This window comes from Streptomyces avicenniae (genome assembly GCF_000719135.1).
Lineage (GTDB): Bacteria > Actinomycetota > Actinomycetes > Streptomycetales > Streptomycetaceae > Streptomyces > Streptomyces avicenniae.
The window spans coordinates 74,421-90,387 of record NZ_JOEK01000007.1 but is presented as its reverse complement, the minus strand read 5'-3'; the positions used below and the strand labels follow the sequence as shown (position 1 = coordinate 90,387).

General features: G+C 74.5%; 17 protein-coding genes. 9 read left to right on the top strand and 8 right to left on the bottom strand.

All coding sequences use genetic code 11. From position 1 onward, the window contains the following. Positions 1-132: 132 nt before the first annotated feature. Entirely contained in the window at positions 133-2,217 is a 2,085-nt protein-coding gene (locus tag IF27_RS12965; RefSeq protein WP_190232930.1) for a restriction endonuclease, read from the top strand. A gap of 35 nt (positions 2,218-2,252) precedes the next feature. On the opposite strand, the gene IF27_RS31020 is transcribed toward IF27_RS12965, so the two are convergent. Then, on the bottom strand, positions 2,253-2,420 hold the full coding sequence (locus IF27_RS31020) for a hypothetical protein (RefSeq protein ID WP_190232929.1): 168 nt from the start codon (positions 2,418-2,420) through the stop codon (positions 2,253-2,255). 64 nt (positions 2,421-2,484) lie between these two features. After that, complete coding sequence (locus IF27_RS12960; RefSeq protein ID WP_052849663.1) at positions 2,485-3,504, bottom strand: LLM class flavin-dependent oxidoreductase; 1,020 nt, start codon at positions 3,502-3,504, stop codon at positions 2,485-2,487. A gap of 214 nt (positions 3,505-3,718) precedes the next feature. Here IF27_RS12960 and IF27_RS31810 point away from each other — a divergent pair, with 214 nt between their 5' ends. Continuing rightward, positions 3,719-3,847 carry an LPFR motif small protein gene (locus IF27_RS31810; RefSeq protein ID WP_263053838.1) on the top strand — a complete coding sequence of 43 codons (129 nt, stop codon included), beginning with the start codon at positions 3,719-3,721 and terminating at the stop codon, positions 3,845-3,847. A gap of 71 nt (positions 3,848-3,918) precedes the next feature. Here the strand turns inward: IF27_RS31810 and IF27_RS12955 are convergent, their stop codons facing one another. After that, entirely contained in the window at positions 3,919-4,488 is a 570-nt protein-coding gene (locus tag IF27_RS12955) for a GNAT family N-acetyltransferase (protein WP_052849662.1), read from the bottom strand. Positions 4,489-4,582: 94 nt separating this feature from the next. Here IF27_RS12955 and IF27_RS12950 point away from each other — a divergent pair, with 94 nt between their 5' ends. Next, entirely contained in the window at positions 4,583-5,008 is a 426-nt protein-coding gene (locus IF27_RS12950) for a hypothetical protein (protein ID WP_052849661.1), read from the top strand. Here IF27_RS12950 and IF27_RS12945 read toward each other — a convergent pair. Continuing rightward, entirely contained in the window at positions 4,997-5,590 is a 594-nt protein-coding gene (locus IF27_RS12945; RefSeq protein ID WP_052849660.1) for a DNA polymerase ligase N-terminal domain-containing protein, read from the bottom strand. The two genes, IF27_RS12950 and IF27_RS12945, sit on opposite strands and share 12 nt — an antisense overlap. A 76-nt stretch (positions 5,591-5,666) precedes the next feature. Between IF27_RS12945 and IF27_RS12940 the strand changes: the two genes are divergently transcribed. Both IF27_RS12940 and IF27_RS12935 read left to right on the top strand, forming a co-directional pair. Beyond that, a complete protein-coding gene (locus tag IF27_RS12940; protein ID WP_052849659.1) occupies positions 5,667-7,163 on the top strand; it encodes an MFS transporter in 1,497 nt (498 codons plus the stop codon). A gap of 74 nt (positions 7,164-7,237) precedes the next feature. Beyond that, positions 7,238-8,518: an MFS transporter gene (locus IF27_RS12935; RefSeq protein ID WP_110945826.1), complete on the top strand. Its 1,281-nt coding sequence runs from the start codon at positions 7,238-7,240 to the stop codon at positions 8,516-8,518. 9 nt (positions 8,519-8,527) lie between these two features. Here IF27_RS12935 and IF27_RS12930 read toward each other — a convergent pair whose 3' ends face one another. Next, the gene (locus tag IF27_RS12930) at positions 8,528-8,962 is read right to left on the bottom strand and encodes a hypothetical protein (RefSeq protein ID WP_052849658.1); all 435 of its coding nucleotides are present in this window, start codon (positions 8,960-8,962) and stop codon (positions 8,528-8,530) included. 106 nt (positions 8,963-9,068) lie between these two features. On the opposite strand from IF27_RS12930, the gene IF27_RS12925 reads away from it, so the two are divergent. Further along, positions 9,069-9,479 (top strand): organic hydroperoxide resistance protein, encoded by a 411-nt coding sequence (locus IF27_RS12925; RefSeq protein WP_052849657.1) that lies wholly within the window; start codon positions 9,069-9,071, stop codon positions 9,477-9,479. Positions 9,480-10,109: 630 nt separating this feature from the next. Further along, positions 10,110-10,898, top strand: coding sequence for an alpha/beta fold hydrolase (locus IF27_RS12920; protein ID WP_052849826.1), 789 nt, complete (start codon positions 10,110-10,112; stop codon positions 10,896-10,898). A 42-nt stretch (positions 10,899-10,940) separates the two neighbouring features. Here the strand turns inward: IF27_RS12920 and IF27_RS12915 are convergent, their stop codons facing one another. Beyond that, on the bottom strand, positions 10,941-11,198 hold the full coding sequence (locus tag IF27_RS12915) for a hypothetical protein (protein WP_052849656.1): 258 nt from the start codon (positions 11,196-11,198) through the stop codon (positions 10,941-10,943). Positions 11,199-11,303: 105 nt separating this feature from the next. Between IF27_RS12915 and IF27_RS12910 the strand changes: the two genes are divergently transcribed. Together IF27_RS12910 and IF27_RS12905 are read left to right on the top strand one after the other, a co-directional pair. After that, positions 11,304-12,014 (top strand): HNH endonuclease family protein, encoded by a 711-nt coding sequence (locus IF27_RS12910; protein ID WP_223291038.1) that lies wholly within the window; start codon positions 11,304-11,306, stop codon positions 12,012-12,014. 159 nt (positions 12,015-12,173) lie between these two features. After that, positions 12,174-13,148 (top strand): LysR family transcriptional regulator, encoded by a 975-nt coding sequence (locus IF27_RS12905; RefSeq protein ID WP_052849655.1) that lies wholly within the window; start codon positions 12,174-12,176, stop codon positions 13,146-13,148. 25 nt (positions 13,149-13,173) lie between these two features. On the opposite strand, the gene IF27_RS12900 is transcribed toward IF27_RS12905, so the two are convergent. Further along, on the bottom strand, positions 13,174-13,353 hold the full coding sequence (locus tag IF27_RS12900; protein ID WP_052849654.1) for a hypothetical protein: 180 nt from the start codon (positions 13,351-13,353) through the stop codon (positions 13,174-13,176). 177 nt (positions 13,354-13,530) lie between these two features. After that, on the bottom strand, positions 13,531-15,792 hold the full coding sequence (locus IF27_RS12895) for a D-alanyl-D-alanine carboxypeptidase family protein (protein WP_052849653.1): 2,262 nt from the start codon (positions 15,790-15,792) through the stop codon (positions 13,531-13,533). Between the last annotated feature and the right edge of the window lie 175 nt (positions 15,793-15,967).

Sequence of the window (15,967 nt, the reverse complement as noted above, 5' to 3'; positions counted from 1 at the left end):
GCGTACCGCGCCCTCGGCGACCGGATGGGCGGGGCCGCGGGGAGCGGCTAGAGTCGGGTCATCACTGCTGGTTACGGGGCCGGGGCCTGGGGTGTGACACCGGGGCGTCGGCCGGGGGAGGGCCTGTAGGGCATGAGTCGTCGCTCCAATGGGTTGGTCGGGATCTGGGCCGAGGCGCAGCGCCAGCAGCAACGGCAGCGTGAGGCGCAGGCCAGGGCCCAGCGGGAGCAGGAGAGGCAGCAGCGCGCGTATCAGCGGGACGTGGCGCGCAGCCATCGCGAGCAGAAGGCGGCGTACCGGCAGCAGCGTGAGGCGGACGCCAGGCGGCGTACGGACGAACTCGACGCGCGCGTCGAGTCGTTGCGGGGTCTGCTGGTGGCGGGATGCCGGGCTCCCGCCTTCTCCACAGGACCGCTGACACGGCCGGAGCGGATCGAGCCGTTCGCGCCTGGCCAGCTGGCGATCCCCCTCCGCATGCCGGACCCCAACCACTACCAGGCGCAAGGTGGTTGGACCGCCGCGCAGCGGGCCAACGCGCAGGCCGAGGCACGCGCCCGGTTCGAGCGCGACTGGCATGCCGCGCAGGCGGCGGAGACGCAGCGACAGCAGCAACTGGCCGCGTATCAGCGGCAGTACCAGCAGTGGGCCGACGCGCAGCTCGGGGAGGTCCGCCGCCACAACGCGGGTATCGCCGAGATGGTCAGGGGGCTGCGCAACGGCGACGCCGAGGCCGCGGTGGAGTACTTCTCCGCCGCCCTCTACGCCTCGACGGCGTGGCCGGAGGATCTGCCGCGCCAGGTCTCCGCCGCGTACGACTCCTCCGCGCGCCAGCTGGTGCTGAACTGGGAGCTGCCCGGGTACGGCGTCATCCCGGAGACGAAGTCGGTGCGCTACATGCCCACCGCCGACCGCGAGAAGGAGACGGCCCGGCCGGTCACCGAACGCCGTGCCCTCTACCGGGACGTGCTCGCCCAGTGCGTGCTGCTGGTCCTCCACGACCTCTTCGCCGCCGACGAGTTCGGCGCGCTGGAGTCGGTCGCCCTCAACGGGTTCGTGGACGACCACGATCCGGCGACCGGCAGGCGGGCGCACCTGTTCCTGGCCACCGTCATGGCGTCACGGTCCACCTTCGCCGGGCTGCACCTGGAGCAGGTGAACGCCGTTGACTGCCTGGAGGACGCCCTCCGTGGCCAGCTGTCGGCGCGCCCCGACCAGAGCGCGACGGTGCGGCCCGGCCGGGTGCCTGAGGAGATCGGCGACGGCGTCGTGCAGCACGGCGGCGACGACGACCCGGATCTGTACACGATGGACCCGCTGGCCTTCGAGTCCCTGATCAGGCAGCTGTTCGAGGCCATGGGCATGCACGCCGTGACCACCGAGCGCTCAGGCGACGGCGGCGTCGATGTCCACGCCGTGGACCCGACGCCGATCCGCGGCGGCGAGATCGTCGTCCAGGTCAAGCGCTACCGCAACACCGTGCCCCCGACGGCCGTCCGCGACCTCTACGGCACCATGCTGGCCGTGGGCGCCAACAAGGGCGTACTGGTCACGACGTCCGGCTTCGGCCCCGGCTCGCACACCTTCGCCAACGGCAAACCGCTGGAGCTGATCGCGGGCCCAGAACTGGTCGATCTGCTGCACCGCCACGGGCTGCGCGGGCGGCTCGGCGACGACCGTACGGTACCGGCCCAGCGGTCGGCGCCGGACGACGCGGACAACGAGGGCGATGAGGACGACCACAACGTGCTGGGCATGTACTGGTCGGGCGGCGTCGCCCTGGACGTGTGCGCGCTGGTCTGCCACGGCAACCGCGTCCTGGACGACGACCACTTCGTCTTCTTCAACAACCCCGCGACCCCCGACGGCACGGTCCGCGCGCTCCCGCCCGTCCCGCCGGACAGGGCCGCGATCCAGGTCTCCTTCGACGCACTCCCCGAGCGCGCCGACCGTCTCGTCGTCATCGCGGCGGTCGATCCCCTCGCCGACCCCGAGGCCGACCTCGCCGGGTTCACGCGCGCCGGTATCCGGCTGCTGGACGCCGGGGGAGCGGCGCTCGACCGGCTGGAGGTCTCCGAGGGCCGCGCCGGGGAGACGGCCCTCGTCCTCGGGTCCTTCCGGCGCCGCGCGAACGGCGACTGGGAGTTCGTGACGGGCGGCAGGGGATACCGCGGCGGCCTTGAGGAGTTGGTCAGGGAGTACGGCGTGGACGTGTCCTAGCCACCCCGCCGCCGTGCGACGGCGGGGCACCGGGGTCAGGCGCGGCTCTCGCCGATCAGCCGGACGGTGACGGCCGCCAGGACGGACCACCAGGCCCAGAAGGCGATCGTCCAGGCCGTGCCGGGGCCGGTGGTGGTGACCGAGACGGTCGCGACGAGGCTGCACAGTATGGAGACGGTGAGCGCGCGCAGAGCGGTCGGCATGTGCTCTCCCCCTTTTCCCCGGTGCATGTCCTGCCGGTCGCCGCGCGAAACCCGGCCGGGGCGCTCAGGTGGCCGGGTGCCAGCCGAGGGCCGGGCCGAGGTGGGTCGCGATGTCGGTCAGGATCTGCACGTAGTCGGCGTGCTCGAAGGTGAAGGGCAGCGGGAACACCGCCTCCCGCACCTGCTGGAACGCCGGGTCCGCGTACAGCTGTTCGGCGATCTGCGCCGAGGGGCCGACGAGGTCGGGCGCGTACATGATCCGGCGCGGCCCGTGCGTCGTGCCGGTGCGCGCGCGGCGGCGCTCGGCGTACGCCTCGTACTTCGCGCGCTGCTCAGGCGTGGCGCTGTCGGTCGGGATCACGACGAGGCCCTGGGAGACGCGCGCCCGCTCGCCGTCCGGGTGGTGCTCGCGGAACCGGCGGATGTGGGAGAGCTGGATCTGCGCGAAGTCCTCGGCCTCCTCGGCCTTCACGACGTTGCTCGTCAGCAGGTTCATGCCCTGCTCGCCCGCCCACTGCGCCGAGCCGAGGCTGGCGCCGCCGTACCAGACGCGGTCGGCGAGGCCGGGGGAGTGGGGCTGTACGTGGTCGGCGTACTCCTCGATGCCCTCGGTGCCGCTGAAGTCGCTGGCCGGGGCGCCGCGCAGGAGGTCGAGGAGCCGCCGGACGCGGTGGTGGCTGAAATCCTCGGCCTCCGCCGTGTCCGGGTAGAGGGCCCGCTTCACGCGGTCGAAGTGCATCGGCGGCCCGACGCTCACGCCGGGGTTCAGACGGCCACCCGACAGGACGTCCACGGTGGCCAGGTCCTCGGCGAGCCGGAGCGGGTTCTCCCAGCCCAGCGGGATGACGGCCGTCCCCAGCGCGATGCGGCTGGTGCGCTGGGTCGCCGCCGCGAGGACGGCGACGGGCGAGGAGATGCCGTACTGGAGGTGCCGGTGCCGCACCCACGCGCTGTCGAAGCCGAGCCGCTCGCCCAACTCGATGATGCCGAGGACCGATTCGTGCCCCCCGCGCGGGGCGGCGCCGTCGAACAGGCCGATGGTCAGGAATCCCATCCGGCGCAGCGGCTCCGGGGTCAGCGGCACGGGGCGCTCCTTCGTCGTCCGGCGGCGTGTCCTGCCGGACACGGAGGCGGTTTCCGATTGTGGCAGCCGAATGTTGCGCGGACCGGAACAGGCGCGCGTGGAAAAAGGACGTTTGCGCCCAGGAGTTCGCGGAACCTGTACGGGGGACGGAGAGAAAGGCAAGACACCATCCGGCCGAAAGCGAACGCCGGGTGACCACCTAGGGAGGTCAACCATGCTGAGGGCCATCGCTGATGTGTTCCGCCAGATCGGTGGCGCCATCGCCACTGTCGTCACGCTGCCCTTCCGGGCCGTGGCCCGGCTGTTCGGCGGCGCGTCGAGTTCGGCGCACGGGCGTCACTGAGTCTCCGCACACCACTGTGAACCCGCCCCGGTGACGATCGACCCGTCACCGGGGCGGTGACATGTCTCGTGTCAGGGCCCCACGGGTTCACGCCAGGCGGGCCGCACGACCGGGCCGTCGGGCAGCGGGATCATCGGCAGCGGCGCGAAGCCGTGCCGGACGCCTAGGTCGAGGAGGCGGGACGTGCTGCACTCGGCGTACGTGCCGACGCCGTCCAGGTCCGCCCGCTCCAGCAGCCCCCGCAGCAGGGCCCCGCCTATGCCACGCCCCTGGCGGCCGGGCCGTACGGCGCAGTACGCCACGTGGTAGTGCGCCGGGGCGCCCGGGTGGCGTCCGGTGAGGGTGTCGAGCAGGGTGACCGCGCGGTCGGCGTGCGGTCCGACGGCGGCTTCGAGACGCGCGGCGAGGCGCGCCGCGTGGTCGGCGGCCTGGCGGGGCGGGCCAGGGGGGACGTAGAGCAGGACGCCGTCGGGGAAACCGTCGTCGTCCGCGACGAGCGTCTCGCCGTGGGCCGCGAGATGTTCGGCGAACAGCACGTCGAACAGGGCGGGCAGCAGGGTCCTGCGGTGCCGTTCGTCGGGGAAGATCCAGCGCATGACCGGCTCCGCCTGGAACGCCTGGGACAGCAGCTCGATCACCACGGCGCAAGCCTCCCCACGCGCGGCCGGAACAGGCGCCGCCGTCCGCCGGTTCACCGCATCGGGTGAAGGGCGGGCCGCCACGGATGATGGGGGCATGCAGCGGGACAGCGCCCTGACGGGCCATTGGACGAGCGGGCCCTTCGACTACGGCGCGATGGAGAGCAGTGACCTGGTGTTCCTGCCGGGAGGCGACGGCTGGACGGAGTACGCGTCCGTGTCGGGCCTGCTGAGCGTCACCCGTTTCCGCTGGGGCTGCCCGCGACCCGGCGTGTTGGAACTGCGCATGACGCGGATAGTCGAGGGCACCTGGGGCGCCGTGCCGGGCTTCGCGACGGTGGAGAGCGACGAGCCGTACGAGGAGACGCTGCGCACCGCCTACGCGTTCGACGCCGCGCGGGGGAGCGGCGGCGAGGTTGTCGCGGCGGTGCGGTTCGAGGTCATGGTCGAGTACTGCCAGGTGTACGCGCGCGGGGGACGGCACGTCCTGCCGGAGGCGGACCCGTCGCGGTCACTCCTCTGAGGCGACCTGGCGCAGGGTGCGGCCGGTGCGCGCGGAGCGGGCACGGACCGGGTCGGGGGTGCCGTGGCCGGACGCGTGGCTGTCGTCGCGCTTCACCAGCAGCCACGCCTCGCCCTTGCCCTGCCGGAACCGCGTCAGCGCGTAGCCACCGTGCAGCTTGTGCCCGTCCAGCTCGAACGACAGGTGGCCCTTGCGCAGCGCCTCGGCGACGGACGAGCCGCGCTCCTGGTGCCACGTGCCCTCGTCCCAGATGATCACGGTGCCCGCGCCGTACTGGCCCTCCGCGATGGTGCCCTCGAAGTTCCGGTAGTCCAGCGGGTGGTCCTCCGTCGGCATGGCGAGGCGCTTGTCGTGCGGGTCGGTGGACGGGCCCTTGGGGACGGCCCACGACTTCAGCACGCCGTCCGCCTCCAGGCGGAAGTCGAAGTGCATGCGGCTGGCGTCGTGGATCTGCACGACGAAGACGGGCCCGCCGCCGTCCGCCGCGCCGCCGCGCGGCTCACCCGTCCGCCCGAAGTCCCGCCTGCCGCGGTACGCGGACAGCGCCTCGCCGTCGTCCTCGCCCTTCCGCTTCGCACTCACCCCTCCATGCTGACACCGGCCACGCCCACCCGCACGTCCACGCGACGCGCGGCCGACGGCGACGCATGATGGCCGCATGGCACGGCGGGAGCGGCAGCGCGAGCAGGGGCAGGGCGTGGGCGTCCGGGACCCGGCCGGTCGGCGGGTGCTGGGGGCCGCGGTCTTCGGCTCGGGGATGGCCATGCTGGACGGCACGATCGTCACCGTCGCGCTGCCCAGGATCGGCGCCGACCTGGACGTGCCGCTGTCCGACCTCCAGTGGACGCTCAACGCGTACATGCTCACCCTTGCGGGCCTGATCCTGCTGGGCGGCGGCCTGGGGGACCGCTACGGGCGGCGCCGGGTGTTCGTCATCGGCGTGGTCTGGTTCACCCTGGCGTCGGTGCTGTGCGGGATCGCCCCGAGCGGCGACGCGCTGATCGCCGCGCGTGCCCTCCAGGGTGTGGGCGGCGCGCTGCTAACCCCGGGGTCGCTGGCACTGATCCAGGCGACGTTCCGCCCCGGCGAGCGCGCCAAGGCCGTCGGACTGTGGTCGGGCCTCGGGGGTGTCGCGACGGCCTGCGGTCCGTTCCTCGGCGGCTGGCTGGTGGACGGGCCCGGCTGGCGCTGGATCTTCTTCATCAACGTGCCCTTCGCCGTCGTCGTGCTCGTGCTGACGCGCGGGGTCCCCGAGAGCCGGGACTGGGAGGCGTCAGGACGCTTCGACGTGACGGGCGCCGCGCTGGCGGCGCTGTCCCTGGGGGGCGTCACCTACGCGCTGATCCAGCGGACGCTGTGGGTGGCCGTGGTGGGCGTCGTCCTCGGCGCCCTGTTCGTCTGGCGTGAACGGCGCGCCCCGCGGCCCATGCTGCCCCTCGACGTCTTCCGCTCCCGCCTCTTCACCGCGGCCAACCTGGTCACCCTCTGCCTCTACGCGGCGATCGGTGGGGTCTTCTTCCTGCTCCCCACCCAGCTCCAGAACGGCCTGGGCTACTCCGCGCTGTCCGCAGGCGTCGCCACCCTGCCGACGACACTGCTGCTGACCGCGCTCTCCGGCCCCGCCGGTGCCCTGGCGCAACGCATCGGCCCCAGGCTGCCCATGACGGTCGGTCCCCTGATCGCCGCCGCTGGACTGCTCCTGCTGCACCGCGTCCACCCAGGCGGCTCGTACTGGACCGCGATCCTCCCGGGCGTCGTGGTGCAGGGCCTGGGCATGAGCCTCTTCGTCGCACCGCTGACCGCCACGGTGCTCGCCTCCCTGGAGGACCGGCGCGCCGGTGTGGCCAGCGGGGTCAACAACGCCGCCGCACGCGTGGCCCAGCTCTTCGCCGTCGCGGCCCTCCCGCTGGTCATCGGCCTGTCCACGGACCAGTACCGCGACGCGGGCGCGGTGGACGCCGCGTTCGGGCGCGCCGTGCTGATCTGCGCGGGCCTGATGGTGCTGGGCGCGCTGGTGTCGTGGTTCACCGTGCCGGGGGAACTGACGCAGGCGGGGGGAGGGGGCGGACGTCCGCCCGCGCCGCAGTGCCGTTCGCACTGCGCCGTGTCCGCGCCTCCGCTGGAGCCGCACCCCCATCCGCGTCCGCACCCCTGACGCGCCCCCGTGCGCGCCCGCCGGACACCCGTACCCGCATCGCACTCCTGCACGAGCCGGGCGATAGTGGGGCCATGACGTCCTCGCCAGGGCTGTGGTCGCGCAACTTCGCCCTCTTCTTCACGGCGCGCACGGTCGCCAAGCTCGGCGACATGATGCTGCCCGTCGCGCTGGCGGCGGGGCTGATCGCGCAGGGCGGCGGGGCCGGGGCCGTGGGCGGGGCGCTGGCGTCGTTCACCGGCTGCTTCGCGGCGTTCGTCATCTTCGGCGGGGTGATCGCGGACCGGTTCGACACGCGGCGGCTGATGATCGGCGCCGACCTCGTGCGCGTCGTCACCCAGGCCGTGACGGCGTGGCTGTTCTACGCGGGGCAGGCGGAGCTGTGGCAGCTGTGCGCCTTCGGCGCCGTGAACGGCGTCAGCGCCGCCATGTTCCAGCCGGGGGTGGCCAGCACCGTGCCCCGCATCGCCGACGACGTGCAGGGCGCGAACGGCGCGGTGCGCACCGCCGAGTCGGCCATGGCCATCTTCGGCCCTGCCGTGGCGGGCACCCTCGTCGGCATCACCTCGCCCGGCGGGGTCTTCGCCGTGCACGCCGGTACGTACCTGGTCAGCGCCGTCTGTCTCCTGCTGCTGCGGCTCCCGGCCCAGCGGCACGGCGGCGAACGCGGCGGCGGCACGTTCCGCGCCGACCTGGCCGAGGGCTGGCAGGAGTTCCGCGCACGGACGTGGATGTGGGGCGTCATCCTCATCTGGATGCTGCTGATGCTGATGGCCTGGGGCCCGGCCGTCCCGCTGGTGGCGACGCTCATGATCGGCGAGCACGGCGAGAGCGCGTACGGCCTGGTGAACTCCGCGCTCGGCGCGGGCATGGCCCTCGGCGGGCTGCTGGCCATGCGCTTCCGCCCGCGCTACCCGCTGCGCGTGGGGGCCGTGGTGCTGTTCGGGTACTGCCTGCAACCGCTGACGGTCGGTGCGGGCATGCCGGTGCCGGTCGTCATGGTGGGCTTCGTCATAGCCGGGGCCGGCATGGCGTTCTGGGGCGTCATGTGGGCAACGTCCGTGCAGACTCAGGTGCCGGGGGCCGTGCTGAACCGCATCCATGCGTACGAGGTCGCGGGATCCATCGTGATGATGCCGGTGGGCCAAGCCTTGGCCGGACCCGCCGCAGGGGTGTTCGGTACGAACGAGGTACTGCTGGCCGGAGCCGTCGCGTCGGTGGTGGGGCCCGCGACGCTGCTGGCGGTGCCCGCCATCCGGCGGCTGCCGCGCGTCGGCGGCACACGGCGCAACCCCGTCCCCGTCCCGGTGCAGCGCGGCGTGGTCAGCAGCGCGGAGGGCGAACAGCGGGGGTGACGGACGGTGTCAGTGGTGCAGGGGGCACGGCAGGCGCGGGTCGGTGCGGTTGGGCGAGCAGCCGATGACGTCGAGCGTCAGGAACCCGGTGCCACGCAGGTACCAGCCCGCGTGCACGTCGCCGCCCCAGGCGAGCGTCCGTGCGGCGGACCGCGCGCGGGCCGGTACGCGGTCCCGCTCGTGCGCCGTGGCGAACGCGGGCGCGGCGCGTGCCGCCTCCCGCCCGAACCAGTCGGCCGCCGCCTCGGGCCCGTCGCACGTACGCGTGACGGCGCTGCCGGGGCGCAGCAGCCAGTCGCAGACGCGCAGGGGCGTGCACCGGTTGGCGAGGAAGCCGGGGGAGGGCGGCAGACCGGCGGCGGTGGCGGGGCGCCGGTCGGCCTCCTGGTCGAGGACGCGGCGCTCGCCCTGCCAGTGGTACGCGTGGAAGTGTGCGGGCGGCATGCCCTGGTCGATCGGCCGTCAGGGGCGTCCGCTGGAGAGCCGGAATGGTGACGGGTCCGCGCACGTTGCGAGAACGGGGGGACGGAACCGACGAAGGGTGAGAATCATGGACGCGCTCTACACCGCTGTCGCCACCGCGAACGGACGGGAGGGCAGGGCCGTCTCGTCGGACGGGCAGCTGGACCTCGGCCTCGCGCTGCCGCCCGCGCTCGGCGGCGACGGCAAGGGCACCAACCCGGAACAGCTCTTCGCGGCGGGCTACGCGGCCTGTTTCGCCAGCGCGCTCGCGAACGTCGGGCGGCGCGAGAAGATCGACACGGGTGACGTGTCCATCACCGCCGAGGTGCAGATCGGCAAGGACGACGTGGGCTTCGCCCTGGCCGTCACGCTGCGTGCGGAGCTGCCGGACCACCTGTCGGGCGAGCAGGGCGAGCGGCTGCTGCGCGAGGCGCACCAGGTCTGCCCGTACTCGCGGGCGACGCGGGGGAACGTGCCGGTGACGCTGGTCGTCGAGTAGCCGCGGCGCACGTCCCCGTCCCCGGGCGGGGCGGTGCGGCGGGTGACGGCCCCGCGGTGGCGCCGGACCGGAACGGGCGACGGGGTCAAGCGCCCGGCCGCTCCCACCCCCCGCCCACCAGGTGTTCGAGACGCGCCGCGCCTTCACCGTCCCCACGCGCCGCCCCCACCCGGGGCGCCGACGGGCCCGCCCCGCGTCCGGCCGTCTCCCGCGGGCGCGTGCCGGTCCGCCGACAGACCTGCCCAGCCCGGGTGGCGCCCACACACCCGGCCGCGCGGCGGGCACGCCGCCAGGACGGGCGGGCCGCGCCACCGCGCGCACCGGCCGCCACCGCAGGTCAACGGCGTCAGGCCCGCCCCCCGGGCCCCAGCCGCCCGCCGCGCGGCCAGGCGTGCGCCGCGCGCGGCCCGCCCGCCCGCCGGCCCCACGCCGCCGCACCCGGCCGCGCGGCCCGCCGTACGCCCGGCGGCGCCCGCCGTACGTCCCGCCGCGTCCGCACCCGCGCCACCGTCCTGTCGCCAACCCCCGCCGCGCCGCCGGTGGCAGCGGCGCACCGCCCGGCGCCCTCATCCTGACGTCACGGAGACCGCGCAGCGACGGACTGTGCCGACAGCGGAAGGAGACATGTTCATGCCGATCGTCACCGCGGGGAACGCCCGGGTCCACTACACCGTCACCGGCGCGGGCCCGGCTCTCGTCCTCGTCCACGGCACGGGCCCGCTCGGCGCGGCGGGCACCTGGGGCGGGGTCGCCCCCGCGCTCGCCGACCGCAGGACCGTCCTCGCGCCCGACCTCTCCGGCACCGGCCGGACCGAGGACGACGGGGCGCCGCTCACCGTCGAGGGGCTGGCCGCGCAGGTGGCGGCGGTCATCGAGCACGCGGCGGCCGGACCGGCCGCCGTGCTCGGCTACTCGCTCGGCGCGCCCGTCGCCACCGCGCTGGCCGCGCTGCGCCCCGACCTGGTGGCCAGCCTGATCACGGTCGCCGGATGGGCCCACACGGACGGGGACGCGTACCTGAGCAACGAGTTCGCGCTCTGGCGATGTCTCGGCGGTCTCGACGCGGAGGCGTTCGGACGGTGTGTCACCATGACGGGCTTCAGCCGGGGTTTCCTCGGCGCGCTCGGGCACGAGGAGGTCGAACGGCTCGTGCACGCCATGCCGCCCACGCCCGGGACGCTGCGGCACGTCGATCTCGACCGGCGCATGGACATCCGCGCACTGCTGCCCCGCGTCCGCGCGCGCACCCTCGTCATCGGCTGCGCGCAGGACGCGACCGTCCCCGTGGAGCACAGCCGCGCGCTGCACGCCGCCATCGCGGGGGCCCAGTACGCCGAGATCGACGCGGGGCACGCCGCGTTCTTCGAGCAGCCGGACGAGTTCGTCAAGCTGGTGCGGGACTTCGTCTCCGCGTCCTGACCGGGCTTCCTGACCGGGCGTCCGGCCCGGTGGCCCGCCGCGTCAGGGCGCCGGTTCCGCGGCCTCCGACTCGGTCATGACCGTCTCCCCGAAGAGGGTGGCGTGTTCGAGGACGTCCTCCAGCGGGTCGTCGATCTGGCCGGTGCCGATGAGGGCGAAGCGCGGGCCGATGCGGGTGTCGCCCGCGTAGTGCTCGTCGGCCGCCGCGGTGCCCGTGCCGAGGGCGGCGCCCGCCGTGGCGAGGGCCAGGAGGGGCAGCCGTACCCACAGGTTCCGCCTGCCGCCGGTGGTGGTGTGCATGTCCGCGCCCTTTCGACTGCCCCGCACCGTGCGGGAATTCGGTCTGCTAATCAGGCGGGCGTCCAGAAGGTTACGGTTTCACCAGGTCGTATTACCGTGCGTCAGGTGACGATTGATCCCGCCCGCGTCCGCCGGGCCCTCGCGACCGCCGTACCCGCTCTGCTCGCCGCGTCCCTGCTGGCCGCCTGCGAGCAGGCGCCCGACCTCCCCGGCACGGACCCGGCGCCCCCGTCCGCGTCCGCCTCGGCGTCCGGCGGCGGGGACACGGCGCTCCCCGGTCTCCCCGACCCCGCGGCGGCCCGCGACCTCCTCGCCGGACTCACCGTCGCCGACGCGGGCTCGATGAGCGGCTACTCCCGCGACCGCTTCCCCCACTGGGCCACGCGGGACGGCTGCACGGTCCGCCAGCTCGTCCTCGCGCGGGACGGGGACGACGTCACGGCCGACGACGACTGCCGCCCCACGGCGGGCACCTGGACCAGCGCCTACGACGGCGAGACGTTCACGGAGGCGGGCGACCTCGACATCGACCACGTCGTGCCGCTCGCGAACGCCTGGCGCTCCGGCGCCGACGCGTGGACCGACGACGAGCGCGAGGCGTTCGCCAACGACCTCGACGGCCCGCAGCTCCTGGCCGTCAGCGCGTCGAGCAACCGCTCCAAGGGCGACCAGGGCCCCGAGGAGTGGCTGCCGCCCGCCGAGGCGTTCCACTGCGTGTACGCCTCGGCGTGGACGGCGGTGAAGGACACGTACGCCCTGACCGTCACGGCCGCCGAGCGGGACACGCTGGCCGAACTCCTCGACGGCTGCGGCTGATCACGGGCGCCGGGCCGCCGGGCCGCCGGGCCGTCGGGCCGTCCGAGGGCGGCCCGGGCGGAAATCCGTTTCGCCTTGCGGAATGCGACGATATGATCGCGCAGTTCACCTTTTCGGGTGTGCGGTACACGGACCGCTCCGCAAGCCGAGGAGTCCGCGGTGGATCTCTCCAGCGCCCACAGTTACCGGCTCGACTGGATCACCAGCTTCGTCGCGGTCGCACGCCACGGCGGCTTCTCCGCCGCCGCCAAGGCCCTGCACCGCTCGCAGCCCCGCATCAGCAGCCATGTCGGCGAGCTCGAACACGTCCTCGGCACGCGCCTCTTCGACCGCTCGGCGCAGCCGGTCGCCCTCACCCCCGAGGGCCGGGCACTGTTGCCGCACGCCGAGGAGATCCTCGCGCGCCTCGACGTGTTCGCCGAGGTCGCCGGGGGCGCGGACGGGGCGCTGCACGGTGAGGTGCGGATCGGGATGTACCCGAGCGCCGCCGCGTTCGCCTACCCCGCGCTCGTCCGCGCGCTGCGCCGCCGGGCGCCGACCGTACGCGTCACGCTCACGGAAGGACCGGCGCTGTCGCTGGAGGGCGCGCTGTCCGCCGGGGAGATCGACCTGGCCCTGCGGCCGGTGCTGCCGCTGGTGCGCGACGACCGGCTGGCGCACCGGCGGTTGTGGAGCGAACCGCTCGTCGCCGTCGTACCGCGCGGGCATCCGCTGGCCGGTCGCGGGCCGGTACCCCTCGCCAGGCTCGCCGAGTTCCCCCTCGTCACGATCGGCGAGGCGGGGGTCGAGGGCGCGCCCCGGCAGTTCGAGACGAGCCTCGCGTTCGCCGACGCAGGGGTGCGGCCCGCGATCGCCTTCGAGACGACGCAGCCGCAGACGCTGGCCGCGCTGGTGCGGGGCGGCCTCGGCGTCGGGCTCACCAACGCGCTCGCCGTGACCACGGCCGACCGCGAGGGCGTCGAGCTGCTGCCGGTCGCGGAGCGCCACATCAGGCGGCACGTCGCCGTCTGGTGGCGGGCCGACCGCCCGGAATCGCCGGTGCTCCCCCTGGTGCGCGAGGTGATCGCCGCACTTCCCGCGCCGAGCTTCGCGGCGGTGGGCGAGGAGCGGGACGCGGCCGACGCCGTGGCCTGAGCCGCCCGGCGCGAACGCGGGGCCGTCAGTGCGGCGGGCGGTAGTTCTCCGCCCTGTCGAGCGTCGCCGTGAAGCGCGCCCACTGCTCCGCGCCCTCCGCCGTGGGCCCCACGGTGAAGTCCGCGGGGTCGAGGAAGTCGAGCCGTTCGCGTGTGGCGGGATCGAGGTCCTGCCACGCCGCTTCGTCCTGCGGTGACCGAGCCACAGTTGTCGCACACCCAGCTGCCGTTGTGTCCACGTCGCCCACCGCCGCGACCTGCTGCGTCACAGATCCCGGCCGGGGAGGAACCGACTGTAGCGTGCCGTGCGGGGGTGCGGCAGTCCCTGGCGCCGCGGGGTGACGAGGCCGTCCCCCCGCGGCGCCGGAGGCGCGCGTGGCCGGTCAGGACACGCGGGTCAGCCGCTCACCGAACGCGGGCTCGGCCAGGCCCTCCGTCAGGGCGACCGGCACCTCCGTGCCCGCCACCGTCAGCGTCCCGACCCGGGTGCCCGCCTCCGCGCTGCCCGGCACGCCGTCCTCCAAGCCGGTGAGCGAGAGGTCCACGGTCGTCCCGTCCCAGCCGACGGCGGTGACGTCCTCGGTGACGGCGACCGGTGTCCTGCCCCCGAGACCGTCGTCCACATGGCCGACGACATCGCCCGCCGACAGGATCGTTTCGGTTCGCAACTGTTCCTGCGCGAAACGGATCAGGGTGTCGCTGGCGTTGAGCGCTCCGGTGAGTATCGAGTTGTCGGACTCGGCCGGTGGCTGGGCCAGGACGGCGCCCACGATGAGCCGGTAGTCGTCCTCACCCATCGGCTGCTCCACGGCGAAGAGCAGGTTGCCGCCCGCCGCGGTCGTCGTGCCCGTCTTGATGCCGACGACGTTGTTGAGCGGCACGAGGCCGTTCCAGTTGTAGTGCAGGTCGCCGTACATGTCGGTGTAGGACGGCTGGCGGGCGATCTCGCGGAAGACGCTGTCCTCCATCGCCGCCTGCCCGAGGAGCACCTGGTCGGCCGCCGTGCTGACCGTGGTGTCCTCCAGGCCGCTCGGGTCGGTGTACGTGGTGTTCTCCATGCCCAGCTCGCGGGCGGTCTCGTTCATCTTCTCGACGAACGCCTCCTGCGAACCGGCGTCCCAGCGGGCCACCAGGCGCGCCACGTTGTTCGCCGACGCGATCAGCAGCGACTGGACCGCCTCGTACTGGCTGATCTCGTCGCCCGCCCTGACATCGACGGTGGACTCGTTCTGCGCGCTGAGCCCGCTGTCCTCCTCGGCCTGCTCGTCGATCGGGATGGACGCGCCCTGCCTGGCCTCGTCCGTGACGGGGTGGTCGCGCAGGATGATGTAGGCCGTCATCACCTTGGCCACCGAGGCTATGGGCACCGGCTCCTCCTCGCCCGAGGAGCCGAACGAGCCGATCCCGGCGACGTCCAGCCTGGCCTGCCCCGACGCGGGCCACGGCACGGTCGGCGCGCCGCCGTCGAACGTGTACGTGTCCGCCGCCGTCAGTCGCAGCGTGGGCTCGGGCAGCGGGCGCAGGGCCTGGGCCACCACGAACACGACGACCAGCAGCAGGACGAACGGCGTCCAGATCTTCAGACGCCGCGCGACCGTGCGCAGCGGGGTGGGCGGGGGCGCGGGCCGGTTGGTCAGCGCGGCGAGCAGCTCCAGCGGGTCCTTGGGGTCCTTCGGGTCCTTGCCCGGCTCGGCCGGGGCGGCGTCGGGGGACTTCAGCGGCACGAACGCGCCGGGGGGCGCGGGCGTGGTCCGGCTGTCGGGTGCCGTCTCGGGTGCTGCGGGTGCCTCGGTGGGCGGCGCGGCCGGTTCCGCGGTCGCCGAGGGCGGCAGCCGCAGCGACGTGGTCCTCCGGTCGGCCGCGGGCGGCGCCGGTTCCGTGTCGGGGACCCGGAGGGACGTCGTCACGCGGTCCGACCGCTCCGGGGGCAGGGCGAGCATCGCCGTCGGCTGATCGACGGGACGTGCGTCGCCCTCGGTGTCGTCGCCCGCGCCGTCCCCCGGGCGCTCCTCGGCGCTGTCCTCGGCCGTGCCCTCCGCGCGCTTCGCGGGGGGCTCAGGCTCCTCGCGTGCCTCGGGCTCCTCGGCCGCACGCCCGCCGGTCGCGGCGTCGCGTTCCCCCTCGTCGTCGTCCCCGGGCGCTGAGGCCGTCTCCGCGTCCTGCGGCGCCTCGTCGGCCACCGGGACGCGTGGGTCGCGCGGGGGAGCCGTGCGGGCGGGCGGGATCGTCAGCGTCACGGTCACCCCGGCGCCGCTTCCCGCCGCCGCGCCGGTCCTGGGCGTCGCCCCGTCGTCGTCGGCCTCGTCGGCGGGCAGCGCGATCACCGCCGTGGGCTGATCGACCGCCTTCGCCGTGTCCTCGTCGGCGCCCTCGTCCTCGTCGCCGTCCCGGTCCAGCACCGCCGCCGCCACGGGCTCAGCGGCGGCCTCCGGGGTCGCCTCGGCCTCCTCGGCCTCCTCGGCCTCCTCGGCCTCCTCGGCCTCCTCGGCCTCCTCGGCCTCGGTCTCCGGCTCCCCGGGCTCGTCCTGGTCCGGCGCGTCTGCCGCGTCGGCCCGCACCGCCGGTTCCCGGCTCTCCCCGCTCGTACGGTTCTCCGCCGTGTCCTCCCCCGCGCGCACCGCGCGCCCCTCGTCGTCCTGCGTCACGTCGTCGTCCCCGGGAACCTTCGCGTCCTGGGGAACCTCAAGGGCCTCCCCGGACGTCTTCTCCGATGACTCCCGCTGCCGCTCCGAAATGTCCGGGGACCTGCCCGACACCCGTGCCTCCCTGCAAGTCGTTCTCGCCGCGCTGTTCGAAGTGCCCGTCGGCCCCTACCAGTCT